This window comes from Solwaraspora sp. WMMB335, assembly GCF_049179075.1.
Classification (GTDB): Bacteria; Actinomycetota; Actinomycetes; order Mycobacteriales; family Micromonosporaceae; genus Micromonospora_E.
This window is the reverse complement of the sequence record NZ_JBMHMF010000001.1, coordinates 5673739-5691272: the sequence shown is the minus strand read 5'-3', so window position 1 is coordinate 5691272 and position 17534 is coordinate 5673739. Positions and strand designations below refer to the sequence as shown.

Annotated in this window: 16 protein-coding genes; 6 read left to right on the top strand and 10 right to left on the bottom strand. The window is 70.0% G+C overall.

What is annotated here, in order from left to right; all coding sequences use genetic code 11:
- Window positions 1-50: 50 nt before the first annotated feature.
- The 5 genes from ACN27F_RS24875 (at window position 51) to ACN27F_RS24855 (ending at window position 5685) form a co-directional block, all read left to right on the top strand.
- Window positions 51-716, top strand: coding sequence for a TetR/AcrR family transcriptional regulator (locus ACN27F_RS24875; protein ID WP_421437458.1), 666 nt, complete (start codon window positions 51-53; stop codon window positions 714-716).
- 73 nt (window positions 717-789) lie between these two features.
- Window positions 790-2733, top strand: a complete 1944-nt coding sequence (locus tag ACN27F_RS24870; protein WP_421437456.1) for a LamG-like jellyroll fold domain-containing protein — start codon at window positions 790-792, stop codon at window positions 2731-2733.
- Window positions 2734-2783: 50 nt separating this feature from the next.
- Window positions 2784-3410 carry a helix-turn-helix domain-containing protein gene (locus ACN27F_RS24865; RefSeq protein ID WP_421437454.1) on the top strand — a complete coding sequence of 209 codons (627 nt, stop codon included), beginning with the start codon at window positions 2784-2786 and terminating at the stop codon, window positions 3408-3410.
- A 366-nt stretch (window positions 3411-3776) separates the two neighbouring features.
- Entirely contained in the window at window positions 3777-3968 is a 192-nt protein-coding gene (locus tag ACN27F_RS24860) for a hypothetical protein (protein ID WP_421437452.1), read from the top strand.
- A 166-nt stretch (window positions 3969-4134) separates the two neighbouring features.
- Complete coding sequence (locus ACN27F_RS24855; RefSeq protein WP_421437450.1) at window positions 4135-5685, top strand: TULIP family P47-like protein; 1551 nt, start codon at window positions 4135-4137, stop codon at window positions 5683-5685.
- 111 nt (window positions 5686-5796) lie between these two features.
- On the opposite strand, the gene ACN27F_RS24850 is transcribed toward ACN27F_RS24855, so the two are convergent.
- Window positions 5797-6495 (bottom strand): TetR/AcrR family transcriptional regulator, encoded by a 699-nt coding sequence (locus ACN27F_RS24850; protein WP_421437448.1) that lies wholly within the window; start codon window positions 6493-6495, stop codon window positions 5797-5799.
- 115 nt (window positions 6496-6610) lie between these two features.
- On the opposite strand from ACN27F_RS24850, the gene ACN27F_RS24845 reads away from it, so the two are divergent.
- Complete coding sequence (locus ACN27F_RS24845) at window positions 6611-7402, top strand: hypothetical protein (protein WP_421437446.1); 792 nt, start codon at window positions 6611-6613, stop codon at window positions 7400-7402.
- Here ACN27F_RS24845 and ACN27F_RS24840 read toward each other — a convergent pair.
- From ACN27F_RS24840 to ACN27F_RS24800, 9 genes are all read right to left on the bottom strand, one after another.
- The gene (locus tag ACN27F_RS24840; RefSeq protein ID WP_421437445.1) at window positions 7397-7777 is read right to left on the bottom strand and encodes a sensory rhodopsin transducer; all 381 of its coding nucleotides are present in this window, start codon (window positions 7775-7777) and stop codon (window positions 7397-7399) included. The two genes, ACN27F_RS24845 and ACN27F_RS24840, sit on opposite strands and share 6 nt — an antisense overlap.
- 93 nt (window positions 7778-7870) lie before the next feature.
- Window positions 7871-9538: a TIGR03773 family transporter-associated surface protein gene (locus ACN27F_RS24835; protein ID WP_421437443.1), complete on the bottom strand. Its 1668-nt coding sequence runs from the start codon at window positions 9536-9538 to the stop codon at window positions 7871-7873.
- A 24-nt stretch (window positions 9539-9562) separates the two neighbouring features.
- Window positions 9563-10678: a WxL protein peptidoglycan domain-containing protein gene (locus ACN27F_RS24830; protein ID WP_421440427.1), complete on the bottom strand. Its 1116-nt coding sequence runs from the start codon at window positions 10676-10678 to the stop codon at window positions 9563-9565.
- Between the two features lie 168 nt (window positions 10679-10846).
- Entirely contained in the window at window positions 10847-12316 is a 1470-nt protein-coding gene (locus tag ACN27F_RS24825; RefSeq protein WP_421437442.1) for a choice-of-anchor M domain-containing protein, read from the bottom strand.
- A 114-nt stretch (window positions 12317-12430) separates the two neighbouring features.
- Entirely contained in the window at window positions 12431-13381 is a 951-nt protein-coding gene (locus tag ACN27F_RS24820; RefSeq protein ID WP_421437441.1) for an anchored repeat-type ABC transporter permease subunit, read from the bottom strand.
- Window positions 13381-14124 (bottom strand): anchored repeat-type ABC transporter ATP-binding subunit, encoded by a 744-nt coding sequence (locus ACN27F_RS24815; RefSeq protein WP_421437439.1) that lies wholly within the window; start codon window positions 14122-14124, stop codon window positions 13381-13383. Before ACN27F_RS24815 ends, ACN27F_RS24820 begins: the two co-directional genes overlap by 1 nt.
- Window positions 14121-14990, bottom strand: coding sequence for a choice-of-anchor M domain-containing protein (locus tag ACN27F_RS24810; protein ID WP_421440425.1), 870 nt, complete (start codon window positions 14988-14990; stop codon window positions 14121-14123). Before ACN27F_RS24810 ends, ACN27F_RS24815 begins: the two co-directional genes overlap by 4 nt.
- Before the next feature lie 67 nt (window positions 14991-15057).
- On the bottom strand, window positions 15058-16686 hold the full coding sequence (locus ACN27F_RS24805) for an anchored repeat ABC transporter, substrate-binding protein (RefSeq protein ID WP_421440423.1): 1629 nt from the start codon (window positions 16684-16686) through the stop codon (window positions 15058-15060).
- Between the two features lie 169 nt (window positions 16687-16855).
- Window positions 16856-17506 (bottom strand): choice-of-anchor M domain-containing protein, encoded by a 651-nt coding sequence (locus ACN27F_RS24800; RefSeq protein ID WP_421437437.1) that lies wholly within the window; start codon window positions 17504-17506, stop codon window positions 16856-16858.
- Window positions 17507-17534: the final 28 nt, after the last annotated feature.

The following is a 17534-nucleotide window of genomic DNA, read 5'->3' as shown; positions in this document are numbered from 1 at the left end:
CACTCAATGAGTATTCACTCAACGAGTGCGGATCGAGGATGTGGAGGATCATGGCAACCAGCCGGCAACAGGCCGCCGAGCAGCGACGGCGGCAGCTGCGCGAAGTCGCGGTGCGCGTCTTCGCCCGGCAGGGCTTCGCGGCCACCACCACCAAACAGCTCGCCAAGGAGGCCGGTGTCGCCGAGGGCCTGCTGTTCCACTACTTTGCGACCAAACTCGACCTACTCAGGGACGTGGTCTCCGAGTACGGCGGCTACCGGCTCGCGATCGGCGAGGTCCTCGACCCGCTCGATCCGGGCGATCCCCGATCCGCGCTGGCGGCCTACTGTCGGGCACTGCTTGCCCATCTGCGCGAACACGCCGACCTCATCGCGGTGCTGGCCGGCGAGAGCCAACTCGACAGCGACCTGTCGAGCGTGTTCTGGGACGTCGTCGGCGACATGCGCGTCGGCCTGGCCGGGTGGCTCGACCGGGCGGTGCAGGCCGGTTCGATCCGCGCGGACGCCTCGACGGTCGCGGCTGCGCACCTGATCACCTCGACGTTGTCGTTCTTCTTCCTGGAGCACCGACGACTGCCGGAGCGGCAGTGGCGCGCCCGGACGGCGGAGCACATCGACGCCGTGGTGGACAGCACCCTCGCCGGCATCGGAGCCCGCTCGGCACCCGACATCGCGACTCCCATTCCGGTGCCCCGCCCACCAGCCTCACCAAGTTGATCTTCGATTTATCGCAGACCGCCGTTCAGCCGGCTGACGCCCGGTGCTCATCACCGGACGCGACGTTGCTCGGGTGACTGACGATCGCCTGCGTAGTACCCACCAGTCGGAGCACCCCGAGACCCCACACCGCGCCGCAGAGCCGAGCCGTCTGCAGCGGCGTTCCCTGCTGCAGGCGGCGTTCGCCGCGCCGGCCGCCGGCGCCGCCGCCACGCTGATCGGCGTCTCCGCCACCCCCGCGGTCGCCGCCGCCAGCGGCCCTTTCGACTCGGCGAGCCCGCGGTTCGCGCTCGCGGTACTGCCCGACACGCAGTACCTGTTCGATGAGGACAGCTCCGACCCGGAGCCGCTGAAAGCCAGCTTCCGCTACCTCAACCAGGAGCGGCGGGACGCGAACATCGCGTTCATGACCCACCTCGGCGACATCACCGAACACGGCAGCGAACACGAGATCGACCTCGCCAGCGACGCCTTCCGGACCATCGACGGCCGGCTGCCGTACAGCGTGCTGGCCGGCAACCACGACATCCGGGGCGGCGACGACCAGCGCGGCGACAGCGTCTACCTGCGCGCCTTCGGTCCGCACCGGTTCATCGACACGCCGAGTTTCGGCGGCGCCTCACCGGACGGCTACAACAGTTACCACGTGCTGCGCGCCGGCGGCCGGGACTGGCTGATCCTGGCACTCGACTGGCGGGCCTCCGACAAGGGCCTGGCCTGGGCGCAGGGCGTCCTCGACGCACACCGTACGCTGCCGGTGATCCTCACCACCCACGACCTGGCCTGGGCCGACGACGCCGGCGCCGCCCAGCTGTCCGGCCATGGGCAGCGGCTGTGGGACCGGCTTGTCCGGGACAACGACCAGATCTTCCTCACCATCAACGGCCACTACTGGCCACCCGGGCGGACCACGCTGGCCAACGCGGCCGACCACGACGTGCACGTGCACATCGCCAACTACCAGGACCGCTACTACGGCGGGGCCGGCATGATCCGGCTCTACCACTTCGATCTGATCCGCAACGTCATCGACGTCGAGACGTTCGCCCCCTGGTTCCTCACCCGGGATCCGGCCAAGCGCACCCCGCTGCAGGCCGAGACGGTCGAGCTGACCGGCCCGGTCGACCGGTTCAGCGTCGAGATCGACTTCGCGGCCCGGTTCGACGGGTTCGCGCCGGTGCCGCCACCCGTGCCTCGGCCCCCGGTAGCGGTGCTGCGCCACACCACCGTCGGCTACTGGCGGTTCGACTCGTCCGGTTTCGGGGCAGGTACCAGCAGCCCGGTCAGCGGCGACCCGGTCAGCGGCGACCCGGTGATCGACGGCACGGTGGTCCGCGACCTCAGCGGCAACGGCAACGACCTGACCGTGGCCCGGATCGGCGCCGGCACCGCCGAAACCCTGACCTTCTCCGACGAACACCACCCCGGCCAGCCGGCCCACGCCAGCCTGCGCTTCGACGGCGGCAAGGGCCCGGACCGGGGCGCCATCCTGCGGGCCGGCCCGCACGCGCCGATCAACAGCATGACGTTCCGCGACGGCTACACCATCGAGGCGTTCGTCAAGCTGCCCGATCCGTACCAGGGTGACCACGCCTGGATGGGCATCCTGAGCTGGGAAGGGCGTAGCGGCGACGCGGGCAAGACCACCGGCTGGTCCCCGCTGGAGTGCACCTGCAGTCTGAACATCTCCCCCGAGCGGTTCCTGCAGTACGTCGTCTACGCCGACGTGCAGGACGCCGACCCGACGTCGTGGAGCCACGCCCTGCCGCCCGGCCGCTGGCTGCATCTCGCCGTGGTCAACGACTCCGAGCAGACCGTCGTCTACGTCGACGGATCGACGATCGCCCGTAACCCGACCCAACCCTCGACCGGCATCGCCACTCTCGGCCTGCCGTTCGTGATCGGGGCGACCTCCTTCGACCTGCGCTACCGGCAGGGCTTCTACGGCTGGATCGGCGATGTGCGGATCAGCGCCAAGGCGCTGCGCCCGCACCAGTTCCTCCGGCCGTACGAGTAACATCCGGCCTGGACTGGCAAACCAGATTGCCGATACGGCAATCTGGAGACGTGAACCAAGCCAGGAGCGTGTACCAGGCCGGGGGCGATGACGGCGACCTGGACCAGGCACTCGACGCCGTCGGTCCCCGGCTGCGGACGCTACGCCGGCAGCAGGAGACCACACTGGCCGAGTTGTCGGTCATGACCGGCATCTCGGTCAGCACCCTGTCCCGGCTGGAGTCCGGAACCCGCCGTCCCACCCTCGAACTGCTGTTCCCGCTGGCCCGGGCCTACGGCGTGACGCTCGACGAACTCGTCGACGCGCCACCGACCGGCGACCCACGGGTGCACCTGCGGCCGGTCAGCCGCCACGACATGACCCTGCTCCCGCTGACCCGGCGGGCCGGTGGCATCCAGGCGTACAAGTTGATCATTCCGGCGAACGGGCGCCGCCGCGAACCGGATCCGAAGACCCACGACGGCTACGAGTGGCTGTACGTGCTGAACGGGCGGTTGCGGCTGGTGCTCGGCGAGCACGACCTCGTACTGTCACCCGGCGAGGCGGCCGAGTTCGACACCCGGGTGCCGCACTGGTTCGGCGCCGCCGACAGCGGATCGGTCGAGTTGCTCAGTCTCTTCGGCAAGCAGGGTGAACGTGCACACCTGCGGGCCCGCCCCAAGCGGAACGCCGGGTAGAGCGGCGCCGCGACGGGTCAACGGTGATGGCGGTGCTCGGGCCGCAGTCTCGCCTCGGTCGCCAGCACCCCGCAGATCCCGGGCATCGACATATTCGGGGCTACACGCCTCGAATTTGATTTATGATCACCAATGACAGTCGCGCACTGGGCGATGTCCACTCAGAACATCTTCAAATCGCCCTCAGCGCATCCTGAGGAATTCCACAGAGCATCCTGAGGAATTCCACAAGGTTGACCGGTCGATCGTCCCTACCGTTGTTCCGGACGACAGAAACGGAAGCGGAACAGTTCTTCGGGCCGCTGTTCATGGTTCGTATCGAAGAACGACGCCGACGGAACAGTCGTCAGGAAAGAGGGAAACGACATGACGATCAACCTCAACGGATGGGACACGGCCAGCGCGTGTCCGATCGACGCGGCCAATCGGGATCTGACCGAAAGCACCGACCGGCTGATCACCGACTTCGAAGCGTCCGATTTCCGCTGTGCCGACCGCGAGCGGTGCTGGGGGCCGTCGGCGCCCGGCTGGTGCCCGACGGCGTGGTCGACGTCCTGACGACGTAGGCGACCACCGTCGCCGGCTCGAAACACCAGGTCCGGTCGCGGCCTGACCGCCACTCTGTCTCACCCGCGCTGCGACCGGTCACCGGTGGCGCGGGTGGCCCAGTGCCGAAAACGGGATCCACTACACCGGGATCCACTACGCCCAGAAGGAGAACATCATGGCTCTGCAGCAACTACTCTCAGAGATCAAGTCGGACGAGGTCCTCCGCATCGAGGTCGGACAACAGGGGGTGAGCTCCGACCACCGCGAGCTCGCCCGTCTGATCGACCGCGAGCCCGCCAAGGCGCAGGCCGCGCTGACCTACGACACCGACGGCTGGGACACCGTCTACGTCATCCCGATCACCGAGGCGAACAAGGCGATCGCCAACCAGGGGACGTCGCCCACCAACTGGACCGCGCACAGCGACGCAGACCTGTTCAGCCCTGAGATCGACGCCGTCGGGACGTTCGGCACCTGGTCGTTGACGAACGGCGGATCGGGTTCCATCGTCCGGATGCACATTCCGTTCGACGTGGACCTCACCATCATCAACGGCGCCCAGGTCGACAACGTCAGCGTCGGGAACGGCACCGCGTTCGTCTCGGTGAAGCTCACCTACATCCCGCAGCCGCAGACCGACGACGTGGCCCCGAACGACCTCAGGGTCCGCACGTCCGGCGGAACGGCGGACGACCCGGTGGTGATCGTTTCCTCGGTGACCTTCGAGCCGTCGATTGCGGGCCTCGGCCCCGTGTTGATCGAGCTGCTGACGCAGTGGTTCAACGCGAATCTGCAGCAGTTCGAGCATGTGTTCGCCACGGTCAACCTCAGCAACTCCGTCGCCGAAGGCGACTTCGCCTGGCTGAGGCCGACCAAGACGAGCTACGCGTATCTCGACAACGCCGAGATCGACAAGGCACTGCTCGGCGTGCTGTGCATGACCGAGAACCGGTCCGACATCGGGGCGGTGCAACAGATCTCCGCCGGCTCCATCCCGCCCGGCGCCCACGCCAGCTTCAACATTTCGCTCGAACGGTTCATGAGCAAGATGCTGTTGCCGGTGCTGCCCCACGAGTTCGAGCACGCGCCGGCCGGCACCTTCGGCCTGAACGGCTCGGCCACCAAAATCGAGTCCGACCGGGAGTTCAGCCTGGGTGCCGTCCGGGTCGGGGCGATCGACTACCACCCGCAGGTGACCGATTTCTCGCTGAGGATCGACGCCGAGGAAATCGAGATGTACGTCCGGGTGCACACCGCGATTTCGCCCGGCATCGACTCGTTCGTCGAGGGAACCTTCTTCTACGGCGTCAAGCTGGCGACCAAGGACGACGGTAGCCAGACCATGACCTGGTACGAGACCCAGGATCCGTGGACGCGCTCCTACACCGAGATCGCCCCGTGGGTGGACGCCGTCGAGATCATCACGACCATCATCTTCGCCGTCATCGGTGCGGTGGTCGGCAAGATCGTCGCCAAGACCCAGTCCGCCGTCCGGAAGGCGATCATCATGGCGCTCGTCGGCGGCATCGCCGCCGCCGTGAGCGAGGTCATGTTCAACAGCCCGGAATGGGTCGCCGACAGCGTGCCGGACGCCCTCCCGTCGCTGAATCTGCTGATCGACAACGCGACCGCGGACCAGCAGTGGCCGGACTCGGACGAGTTCGAGCTCACCCACCTGCTCCTCAACGGCGGCCTGCAGATGGGCGGAACCCCGTTCACGGCGTAGTAGCGTCCCCTCGGTGCGTCGACCGCCGGTCGACGCACCGACCGGGTCGACGGTGCGGGTCCGTGCCGGGCGGAACATGGGCGACGGCACAGGCCAGGTGGGCAACGTCGGCTAGCGTCGCGACGCCGGCCCGAGCCGCGCCTGCACCCCGTCGAGGATCAGATCGAGCTTGCGGTCGAACCACAGTGCCGGGGATTCGACGACTGCGGCCTCGACCATCGCGGCGACCTGCGGCGGCACCGGTTCGGCCCGGTCGGTGCCGCCGCCGAGGCCGGTGGTCCCGTCCGGACCGGCGGCACGGCGGACCACGCCCGACAGGACGAACTGGGTCAGCGCGAGGTCGAAGACCGAGTCGGCGGCGAGAAACGCCAGCTCGGTGGGAAAGCCACAGGACCGTAGGTGAGCTACGGTCTCGCCGAAGCGCGCGAGCATCTGTGGCGGCATCGAGCTCAAAGTCAGCAGCTCACGGTCAAGGCCGGGGTGCCCGTCGAGCAGGTTCCAGATCAGCCAGGCCCGAGCAGCCAGGTCATGCCGCCACCGCCCGGTCAGATCCGGCCAGGGTGCCCGCTCCACCAGGCGATCGACGGCGGCCAGCACCAACGTCTGCCGATCCCGCACATGCCGGTACAGAGCTGAATGCGTGGTGGCCAGGCGACGCGCGACCGTCGTCATGGTCAACTCGGCGAAGCCCACGTCGAGTGCGGCATCGGCGATGGCGTCATGGTCAAGGCGCGGCGGTCGTCCCCGCCGGCCGGATCGGGGGCGGCCGGCGGCCGGCGCGGCCGGTGGCGGGACCGGTGGATCGGGCATGCCCGTCATTGTCGCCCGCGATCGGCACCACCGACCCGATTGATTTAGTGACAACCTGTCGCTAAAGTGACCAGGAGTTCCCGGACCCACCGCCAACCTGATCAGGATGGGCGACATGGCCGCTGGCAGCACTGCCGACCGGCCGGCGACACCGCCGGTTCCGGCCCACCCCGACATCCCCGGGATCGCCCTCACCTGGCTCGCTGCCCGCCGCGACGGCAGCTTCTGGCGGGCGTACGACACCCAGGTGGCGCCGATCCTGGGCACCGCCCAGGACGCGGGCACGCTGGTGGACGTGCTGGCGTACGAACACCGGCCGGTCACCGTGCCGGGTCACGACGGCCCCACCTGGTCGGTATGCGTGGTGGCGGTCGGCGCCCGGGCCGCCACCCTCGACGAGCTCGCCACCGAACTGGTCGGCGCCGCCGGCCGGCAGCTGCGCTCCGTCGACCTGCTCACCCTGCAGCCGAACCTGGACATGTTCCATCCGGTCCGGCAGCGGACCGGCCGGACCAGACGGATGCTGCAGTGGATCGAGTACGTCGTGTCGGACCCGGCCCGTCGCGACACCTACTACCCGCAGCAGTACGTCTTCTCCGGCCCGGCAATGCGCCGCCTGCACGAACGTGGGCACTGCGAGCGGTTCGTCGGCTTCGAGGTGACCGAGCGGCGCCACGGCCCCGTCGGCGAACCGGCGTGGGACGTGCTGCACATCTCCGGCTTCCGGCCCGGTCAGATGTTCGGCATGCTGCCCCGGTTCCGGTCCGCCGCACAGGCGCAGGCCGAGGCGGTCTACGGTGCCGGCTCGTCCGCCCGCTCGATCCTGACGGGCTGGGACGAGGTCCGGACCAAGGAAGTGGTACGGGCACGGCAGCGCGACTCCAGGTTCAGCAGCCGGCGTTCATGAGCCGGCGTAGCCGAGCGCGTCGGTCAGCGCGAGCGCGCCGGGCAGCCGGGTGTCCTGCCGCTGGAACTGCGCCACCAGCGGCACCGACGAGGTGAGCAGGCAACCGTACGGACGACCGAGCCGGATCGGTTCCGGGTCGATCAGATCGTTGAGCCGTACGTGCCGGATCCGTCTGCCGGGCACCCGGAAGGCGTACGGCCCGACCGGCTCCTGATCCGGGTAGTAGACCGTCAGCTCGACGGCGGCGTCCCCGTCACCGGTGTTGAGCAGGCAGAGCTGGTCGAAGCTGGTGAACTCGGGTTCCTCACCATGACTGACCGTGGGAATGTTCCCACCGGAGACCACCCAGGTACGGCAACCGATCGCCACGGCCATCACTGCACCTCCAGCCGCGTCCGGCTACCCGCGCCCGATGGCGGGAAACCTCCGCAACCGCGAGCCTGCTCAACTCACCGGGGCCGGCTCAACTCACCGGGCGAGCCGCTGATCTGGCCGACGCCACCGCAGCGCCAACAACACCAGCGCTCCGGCGACCACGAGGCCGGCGCCGAATGCCGGCACCCGCCAGGAGGTCCCGGTACGCGCCAGACCGCCGTCGCCCGACCCGTCACCGTCGCCCGACCCGTCACCGCTGCCCGGGCCGAAGCCGGCGTCCGGGTCGGTCTCGTCGCCTACCGCGAAGGTCAACGTCCTGGTGTCGGTCACCTGCGCACCCGCCGTGGTGGTGGCGGTCATCTCGAACGCCAGCCGGTAGATGCCGGGCTGGCTGAACGCCCAGTTGCCGTGCGCGTGGGTGTTGGCCGGGATGTCGAGCTGCTGCGGCAGACTGTCCGCCGAGCTGAACAGCACCTCCGCCGCCCCGAACGACCCGGTGAGGAACAGCACGAACCGGCCGGGTCCGCTCACCCCACGGAAGGTCCAGGTCACCGGTCCCCGGGTGCCGGCGATCACGGACGAGTGCTGGGTGTTCCAGCCGGGCCAGACGATGCCTGCCTGTTGGCCCTGCGGCAGTAGCCACACCGTGTCACCGGCCGACCCGAGGTATTCGGCATCCGCCGGCACTGTGATCTTGGCGTTGTCCTTGACGCGCAACACCACGTCGGCGAGTTCCCGCCAGAGGGCCGGGTTGACCCGGTCGTCCTTGAGCCGGATCGTCAGGTCCGATCCGTCCAGCTGCGGACCCATGTCCACGTGACCGTCCTCGATCACCACCTGTCCACTGGCGGGCGGGTCGTTCTGCGCGGCGGCCGCCAACGCCGCCGCCTGCGGCATGGCCACGGCGTCCTCGTCGGCCGGTGGGGCGGTCGTCACGGTGTCCGCGCCGTCCGGTGTGCCCGCCCCGTCAGGCGTGGTCGTCGGCACCGGTGCCGGTGCGACCCGCAGCTGCGGCGCCGGCACTTCGATCCGCACCGGGGCACCGAACTGCGGCACCCGGACGTGGTAGACGGCTTCGGCACGGACCTGCTCGCCCGCGGTGAGGGTCGCGGTGGCGGTCACCGGGACCCGGTAGTCACCTGCGGCGCCGAACAGCCAGACGAGTCCGCCGGTTCGGGTCGCCGCGGGCAGCCGGGCGACCCTCGGCATGCCGGCCACCGTGCCGAACAGCGGCGTCGGCCGGCCGAGCCCGTCGATCGTGTACGCGGCGAAGTCACCCGGCCCCTCGACCGGCTCGCCGCCGGAGTCGTCGGCCGGCCCGTCGACCGACCCGAGCGACAGCTCGATCACGCCGTCGCGGACCGCGTCCCGGCGCACGCCGGTGGTGTCCACCGTGGCGAACTGCGTGTCACCCGGCGTCAACGCCCACATCGAACGGCCCGGTACACCGAGAAAGCGGAACGCGGGGTGCTCCGGCACCCGTACCGCGGCTCCGCCCTGGGGTCCGAACACCACGGCCGACGGGTCCAGCCCTGCCCCCGTGTCCGCCGGTCGACGGCCCGAGGGAGCCTCGCGGACCTGCACGCCGAGCAGGTTCTGGTCGAGTGTGACCGAGACCAGGTCGGCGCCGGCCGCGTCGGTCACCCGGGCTGACGCCGCCTGGTCGTCGGCCGGTGCGGCGGCCGCTGGCCCTGGCACGATGCCGAGGCCGACCAGCGCCAGTCCGGCAGCCGCAGCGGCCAGCCGTCGTACGGTCGTCATGAGCGCATCTCCTGTGATCAGTGATCAGTCAGTGGTAGGGGTGGTGGTGGACCGGCCGGTGCCCGCATCCGCCGGGACCTCGTCCGCCTCGGTCGCGTCCGGTGCGCCCCCTGCGGCTTCGGCGCGTCCCTGCTCGCGGGCGGCGGCCACCGCCCGGTCGAGTGCCTGGGCGCTCCGGCGACGACGGCGACGGCGGGCGATGATCGACAACCCGATGGCCGCCGCCACGAGCAGCAGCACCAGCAGTTGGGGCCAGGGCATCGCCCACATCGACTCGTGCCGCGTGACGGTGGCCGGCGCCGGGTCGAGCGTTTCGCCGGTGACGGCCGCCGGGACGACGGTGAGCGTCGCCCGCAGGCGCACCAGCGGCAGCACGTCGTCGATCCGCACACTGGTCCGGAAGCTGTCGCCGGGCAGGATTTCCGGCAACGGGTCGCCGACGGTGCTACGACGGGCCAGCCCGAACGGTCCGGCGACGGACAGCTCTGCTTGGCCGGTCAGTCGGACGTTGCCGGTGTTGCGCACGGTGAAGGTGGCGATGACCGGCCCGCCGCGCGCCGGGTGCCAACTGCGGTCGTAGCGCATGGTCAGGTCCGCGACGTCGAGGGTGGGCGCCAACTCGCCGGTGACCCGCAGGTAGATCCGGGCACCGACCCGGTGGTCGACCGCCACCTGGTTTCCCTGTGCGTCGGTGCCGGTGGCGGCGAGGGACGCGACGATGCCGCCCGGGTGGTCCCCGGGGGTGGCGTTGTCCGGTACGGCGATGGTGAACGGGATGTCCAGCCGCGACGTCGAGGGCACGACGACGGTCCGGGTCTCGAAGGTGACCCAGGACCCGACGTCGACCGGCTCGGCGTCGGCGGCGAGCAGGTCGAAGCCGCCCTGCTCAGTGGTGAACGCGTCGCTGGCGTACACGTCGAGGGTGATCGGCTGGTCGGAGTGGTTGGTGATCGCCACGTAGTCGGTCAGCGTGGCGCCCGGGTCGAGCTTGTACTCGAAGGCCGGACGCCCGTCCGGACCGTCCGGACTGGACGGTGCCACCCCCCAGGTCAGTGACTGCGCGGCGGCGGACACGGGTGCGGGTGAGCCGGAGAGCAACAGCCCGGCGACGAGCACGACGGTGACCAGCACCGCGCGCATCGGGGCGGCGGCAGACGTACGCATGGCGGGTGGTCCGTTCGGGGTGTCGGGGGGGTGGGGACTGGCCGGGCGGCACTCGGCAGGGTGCCGCCCGGCCAGTCATCGGGACGATCGGTCGGATCACGGACCGGCGTGACAGGTCAGATCACGGCCCGCGTGACAGGGTCGTCAGATCGCGGTCAGGGTCAGGGTCGCGGTGTAGGTGTCGGGCACGGTCTCGGTCGGCAGATGCAGTTGCAGGTTGGCGGAGAGGGTCGCGGTGCCGCGGCCGGCACCGCTGGGTGCGGAACCGAGGACGGCGCTGGCCCCGAGTCCGCCGCCGACGCCGACGACGTACGGCTCGACCACCGGACCGGCGACCACGCCCTGTCCGTTGGACTGGCTCACGACCTGTGGCGTCCAACCGAGGTAGCCGGCACTGAAGGTGGCTCCGCCAGCGCTGACGAAGTCCTCCGGCAGTTGCCCCGAGGCACTCCAGCCGGGGGTACCGGCCCGGGTGTCGGTGACGGTGACCGGACGCAGGCTGCCGGTGCTCTCCCACCGGTCACCGCCGGCCGACAGCTGCGCCGGCGGTAGCACGACGCTGCGGTCGTCCGGGTCGACGCTGATCACCAGGGCGCCCTGGGCCGGGTCGATGGAGGCGGTGATGGTCTGTGAAGCAGCCGGATCGACCGGCGGGAAGGCCACCCAGAGCCACACCGCTTCGCTGGTGGCGACGACGCTGTGGTTCTCGTCGTAGAGCTTGACCTGGTATTCACAGGCGTTGAGCTCGCGAGTGGCGGTGAAGCTGTACTCCTCGCCGACCTCGCCGGAGATGATGACGAAGTCGTCGCTGCCGGGGCAGCGGCTGAACCAGTGGTAGTGGTCCAGGTCGGTCTGCGGGGTCTGTACCGCCTGCAAGGTCACGGTGTCGCCCGGCTGGTACTCCTCGTCGGCCATGCCGCTGATCGACAGCACGGTGTCCGGGCCGGTGCTGAGCTCGCCGACCACGAACGAGTATTCCACCGGTCCGGTGCTGACCGCGCCGCCACCGACCAGCGTGGCGTCCGCCTGGAAGGTCAGCGTGTAGTTGCCCTCCGCGGTGAACGCCCAGTTGGCGTGGGCGTGGGTGTGCGCCGGTACATCGAGCGCGTCGGGCAGTCCGTCGTCGCTGCGGAACTTCATCAGCGGGCTGCCGAAACTGTCCTGGGTGAACACGAAGAGGTCACCCGGTCCGTCGACGTCGACAAGACTGATCTTGACCTGGTCACCGGTGAACACGCCACTGGAGAGTTCGGTGGTGTTCCAGCCCGGCCAGAGCAGGTCCGGGTCCTGGGTCAGCGGCAGCAGCCACACCTGGGATCCGGTCGGCCCGAGGAAGGCGAAGCGTGGATCGTCCGGCACCGTGATGGCGGCTTCGGGCAGCACCTGGAAGGTCACGTCGGCCGGATCCCGGCTGACCGACGGGCTGACCGTGTCGTCGTGCACCTTCAGGGACAGCTCGCCGTCGTCGTAGTGCACGTCGACCGCGTCGGTGTGTCCCTTGCTGAGCACCACCTGCTCGGCGGCGGCTGCGGCGGCCGGCGCGAGCAGTACCCCGCCGGCGATCACCGTACTGCCGATCAGGGCCGCGAGCCCGCGGACACCTGTTGTTCTCATTTCGGTTTCCTCCCCTCGCCCGCACCGGCCGGCGCGGGACGTGGTTGGTCATGGTCCAGGGCGACCCTGGTTCAGGGCGGCCGCCCTATCGCACCGTAACGACAATCGTTTTCACTAGCCCATCACCCGTTCGGGTACCTCTGCCGGACCCGTTGTGACCTGCGCCTCCTCGATGGCGACGCGGCCACCGGCCGATTCGCGCCGGCGGGCGAGCAGGTCACGCAACCGCCGGGCGAGCAGACCGTGCCGGGGCGCGAACAGCCAGGCGAGCAGGAACACGGCGGTCGCCACCAGCACGACGGTGCCACCCACCGGCAGGTCGTAGCTCCACGACAGATACAGCCCGACCAGTGCCGACCCGCCGCCGATCAGCGGTGCGAGCAGCATCATCACGGCGAGCCGGTCGGTCAGCAGCCGCGCCGCCGCCGGCGGGGTGACCAGCAACGCCAGTACGAGAATGTTGCCGATCGTCTGCAGCGAGATCACCACGGCGAGGGTGACCAGCACGTACAGCACGATGTCCAGCCAGAACACCGGCAACCCGATCGAGCGGGCCATCTCCCGGTCGAGACTGACCGCTACCAGTTCCTTGTGCAGCAGGAACAGCACAGTGAGGATGGCCAGACCGGTGAAGCCGACGGTGTAGAGGTCCCGATCCGGGATGCCGGTGATCGAGCCGAACAGGAACTGCTGCAACGATCCGGCGTACCCCGGCGCCCGCGAGATGACCACGATGCCGAGGGCGAACGCGGCCACGAAGAACACGCCGATCAGCGAGTCCTCCTTGACCCGCCGGTGCTGCGCGAACACCGCGATCAGCAACGCGGTCACGATGCCGGCGACCGCACCACCCAGCACCAGGCTGCCCTGCAGCACGAAGGCGATCGCCAGCCCGGGAAAGACCGAGTGCGCCACCGCGTCGCCGATGAACGCCATCCCGCGCAGCACCACGTAGCAGCCGACCACCCCGCAGACCACGCTGGACATCATCGCGATCAGCAACGCCTTCGGCAGGAAGGCCAGATCGGGGTTGGTCAGATCGGTGAGGAAGTCGATGATCGGCATCAGCCGGCCCCGACGATCCGCAGCAGCGGCGAGCGCTCGCTCACCCCGAACGTACGCATCCACACCTGCGGATCCCGTAACTCGTCCGGCGTGCCCTCGGCGATCACCCGCTGGTTGAGCAGCACCAGCCGGGAACACGAGTCCATCGCACCGATCAGGTCGTGGGTGGTCATCAGCAGGGCCTTCCCCTCCGCCGCCAGCCCGGTGAACAGGTCACTGAGCAGCTCCTGGGTGGGCAGGTCCAGCCCGGTGAACGGCTCGTCGAGCAGCAGCAGCGCCGGCTGCAACGCGAGTGCGCGGGCCACCAGGACCCGCTGGCGCTGCCCGCCGGACAGCTCACCGACCGGCCGGTGACGGAGGTCGGCCAGGCGTACCCGGTCGACCGCCTCGGCGACCGCCCGCCAGTCGGCCACCTGCGGCCGGCGTAGCAGGCCCACCCGGCGGGTACGGCCGCTGAGCACCGCCTGCTCCACCGAGATCGGGAACTCCCAGGCGAACTCGTGCCGCTGCGGCACGTACCCGATCGCCGACCGGCCGGGCCGGCTCGGCGCTCCGTCGACCAGCACCCGTCCCGACCGGGTCCGGACCAGCGCGAGGATCGCCCGCAGCAAGGTGGTCTTGCCGGCACCGTTCGGCCCGACCAGCCCGACCAGCTCGCCCGGGTCCACGTGCAGCCGCACGTTGCGCAACACCGGCCGGCCGCCCAGGTCGACATCGAGATCGTGTACGCCGAGCGCGGTCATGACTGCACACGCTCCTGTTCGACACGGCGGCGTACCGCCCGGTTTCGCAGCACCACGACGAGCAGCGCGACCGCCAGGCCGACCGCGACCACGACGAGTCCGGTGACCAGCCATGGTCCGGTGCCACCGGCACCGGAGTCGGCTCCGGCCCCGCCGGTGTCGGGTGCGGCCGCCTGCTGCGATTCGGCCAGCTCGCCCGGCTGCGCCGCCAACGCCTCGTCGGGGTCGGTCGCGTCCCCGACCGCGAACCGCAGGTGCCGGGTGGCACTCACCTGCTCACCGCTGATCAGGTCGGCGCTCACCCGCACCGCGAGCAGATAGACGCCGGGTGCGGTGAACACCCAGTTGGCGTGGGTGTGGGTGTTGACCTCCACCCACATCGGCTGGCCGGGCGGCTCGGCGGAACTCCACAGCACCTGCGGCTCGCTGAACGTGCCGGCCTGCAGGTACATCGTGACCTCGCCCGGCCCGTCGACGCCGGCCAGCTCCAGCGTCACCCCCCGATCGATGGTCTGCATCACCTGCGGGTCCTGGGTGTTCCAGCCGACCCAGACCACGTCGGGATGCTGCACCTGGGGAACGACGTGCACCGGCGTGCCGGCCGGCACGCCGAGGAACCCGTACACCGGATCGTCCGGGACGGTCTGCACCGCCGCGTCGGTGACCTGCAGCACGGTGCGGTCCGGGTCCCGCCACACCGGCTGTGCCGCGTCGTCGTGGATCAGCAGCGTCCACTCGTCGTCGACGTAGCGCGGCCCGATGTCCACGTGCCCGGCGGCGAGCACCGCCGGCTCGGCGGCCACCGGTTGGTCGGGCGCCGGATCGGGCGTCTGCGGCTGGGCGGCGGCCAGCACCAACGACAGCATCACGGGTACGGCCGCCGACAGGCCGAACGATTTCACAGCTGCCTCCTCACAGGATGGTCGGGCCTTCTCATGGCGTCAGGCAGTCCCGCAGCGACTCGGCGTTGAACCGCATCATCTGGACGTAGCCGGTCACCCGGTCGTCGAAGGTGTCGCCGTAGATCTCGCAGACCCGCACGTCGAGCGCGTCGGCCATCTCGGTCAGCGTCGACGAACGCGACCGGAGGTTGGGCTCCAGGAACACCGCCGGCACCCGCAGGTTGCGGATCGTCTCGGTGAGCCGGCGCCGGTCGGCCAGGCTCGGCTCGGCGGCCGGGTGCGGGGTGACGAACCCGGAGATCTGCACGTCGTACGCCGCCCCGAGGTAGCCGAACGCGTCGTGCGTGGTGATCAGGTGCCGGCGGCTCGGCGGGATCTGCCCGATCGTGTCCCGCACGTAGTCGTCGAGCGCGGTCAGTTCGGCGATGTACTCCTCGGCGCGCCGCCGGTAGTCCCCGGCGCCGGCCGGGTCCACACCGATCAGGGTGTCCCGGATCAGCTCCACGTAGGCGATCGCGTTGCGGACGTTCTGCCACAGGTGCGGGTCGATCTCGCCGTGCACGTGCCTGCCGAGCACCGCCTGTGGCAGTTGGTAGATCTCGGTGCCGGGCCGGCCGAGGAACCGGAAGGCCCGGTCCGCCGGCACCTGGGCCAGCGCCTTGTTGGGCACCTCGATCACGGTGTCGGCCGGATCGTGCACGTTGTCGGGGACGTCGTGCTCGTGCTGGTGGGTGTCGGCACCGCCGCCGGGCACCTCGGCACCGCCGCCGGGCACCTCGGCGCTGCCGTGCGGGTCGGTGAGCAGGTAGAGGGCGGGCTCGCCGCGCGCGACGGCGTCCAGGTCGACGGTGATGTCGGCGTGGCCGCCCCGCAGCACGGTGGCACCGGCCATGCCGGGAACGCTGTGCGGGTCGACCCCGACGGCGAACGTGAAGGTCTGCTCGCCGAGCGCGATCGGGCGGGTCTGCGCGGTGACGGCCAACTGCGCCGCCATGGTCAGCCGGTAGACACCCGGCTCGGTGAACACCCAGCTCATGTGGGTGTGCGCGTCCGGTGGCAGGGTCGCGGTGTCGTCCCGAAAGCCACTGGCGGCGTCGAAGCCGTCGGCCGAATTGACGTAGATGCTCGGGTTGCCGAACGATTCGGTGAGGTAGGCGGCCATCGTGCCGGGACCGGTCGCCGCGGTGCCCTGCAGCAGCACGTCGGAGGTCCGGGTCGCGTCGTAGGTCGCACCGGTCCCGCGTACCCGCATGCCGAGCCAGATGGTGTCCAGTGCGACGTCCTCGACCAGCGGGATGATCTCGGCGGCGTACTTGACCGCGCCTTCGGCGAGCGACACGTTCGGCACGCCGTCACGCAGGTTGGCGTCGAGTGCCTTGATGATCGCCTGCTCCTCGAGCAGCAGGTAGTTGCTGAAGGCGACGTCGGCGTAGACGATGTCGCGCACGTCACGCAGGGACGGCTCGTAGGAGTGCGGGTCGGCGCTGTCGGGGACCAGGGAGTTGACCACGACCCGGTCGCCGCCGACGTGGCCCACCAGGTCACGCAGGATGCCGGTGGTGGTGATGGCCTGGACCCGATCGTCGTGGGCGCTGAGTGTGTCGTTCGCAACGCAACCGGCAAGCGCTCCGCCGCCGGTCAGACCGACGGGTAGCAGCACCAGTCCGACGAGCCATCGCACCACGCGCACGCTTTCACCACCTTCTGACGACTCGTGGGCAGCACGGTACCAGGCAAACGATAACCGTTGTCATGTTAGCCCGACGGCCCGGCCGGGCCACGAGGGCACCGACCGGGCCGAGGGACCAGGGTTCAGCCCGAAGACCGGATCAACCGACTTCGAAGGTGAACTCCTCGGTGGTGCTCACGGTCTGTCCGTTCGACGTACGCACACCGCTGACCTCGAAGGTCGCCACGTACGTTCCCGCGACGTCGAAGCCCCAGTTGGGGTGGGCGTGGGTACGGGGGACGCTGATGCTGTCCGGCAACCCGTTGCCGCTGTCGAACAACACGGTGGGCGTGCTACCGGAGGCGGTGAAGATGCTGAACCCGCCCGGCCCCTGCACGTCGGTCAGCTTGAACGTGACCCGGTTGAACTGCAGGGCCCCGCTGGCGATTCCGTTGGTGTCCCAGCCGGCCCAGAGCAGGCCGGAAACGTTGGTCTGCGGCAGGACGTAGGCGTACCCACCACTACCGAGGAACGACCAGGTTGTCCCACCCGGCACCGCGGTGTAGGCGGCCGGCGGCACGACGAAGACCACGGTGGACGGGTCCCGCTCGACGAGCGTCGAGCCGGTGTCGTCACCGACGGTGACCTCGATCGGCCCACCGGCGGTGTGCTTGACGTAGAGGATGTCGACGTGGCCGCTGGTCAGTTCGACGACCGTGGCCTGTGCCGGCGCGGGCACGCCGACGGCCAGCACCGCGGCCAACACGCCGGACACACCGCCGGCCAGCCACCGACTAGTACGGATGTTCATCACACTGCTCCCTCCCGATCACGGGCTT

Coding starts and splice junctions, on each gene's coding strand:
- ACN27F_RS24875 (WP_421437458.1), top strand. CDS start 51: ATGGCAACCAGCCGGCAACAGGCCGCCGAGCAGCGACGGCGGCAGCTG.
- ACN27F_RS24860 (WP_421437452.1), top strand. CDS start 3,777: ATGACGATCAACCTCAACGGATGGGACACGGCCAGCGCGTGTCCGATC.
- ACN27F_RS24810 (WP_421440425.1), bottom strand. CDS start 14,990: ATGCTGTCGTTGGTGCTGGCCGCCGCCCAGCCGCAGACGCCCGATCCG.
- ACN27F_RS24815 (WP_421437439.1), bottom strand. CDS start 14,124: ATGACCGCGCTCGGCGTACACGATCTCGATGTCGACCTGGGCGGCCGG.
- ACN27F_RS24825 (WP_421437442.1), bottom strand. CDS start 12,316: ATGAGAACAACAGGTGTCCGCGGGCTCGCGGCCCTGATCGGCAGTACG.
- ACN27F_RS24855 (WP_421437450.1), top strand. CDS start 4,135: ATGGCTCTGCAGCAACTACTCTCAGAGATCAAGTCGGACGAGGTCCTC.
- ACN27F_RS24840 (WP_421437445.1), bottom strand. CDS start 7,777: ATGGCCGTGGCGATCGGTTGCCGTACCTGGGTGGTCTCCGGTGGGAAC.
- ACN27F_RS24845 (WP_421437446.1), top strand. CDS start 6,611: ATGGCCGCTGGCAGCACTGCCGACCGGCCGGCGACACCGCCGGTTCCG.
- ACN27F_RS24820 (WP_421437441.1), bottom strand. CDS start 13,381: ATGCCGATCATCGACTTCCTCACCGATCTGACCAACCCCGATCTGGCC.
- ACN27F_RS24835 (WP_421437443.1), bottom strand. CDS start 9,538: ATGACGACCGTACGACGGCTGGCCGCTGCGGCTGCCGGACTGGCGCTG.
- ACN27F_RS24830 (WP_421440427.1), bottom strand. CDS start 10,678: ATGCGCGCGGTGCTGGTCACCGTCGTGCTCGTCGCCGGGCTGTTGCTC.
- ACN27F_RS24800 (WP_421437437.1), bottom strand. CDS start 17,506: ATGAACATCCGTACTAGTCGGTGGCTGGCCGGCGGTGTGTCCGGCGTG.
- ACN27F_RS24850 (WP_421437448.1), bottom strand. CDS start 6,495: ATGCCCGATCCACCGGTCCCGCCACCGGCCGCGCCGGCCGCCGGCCGC.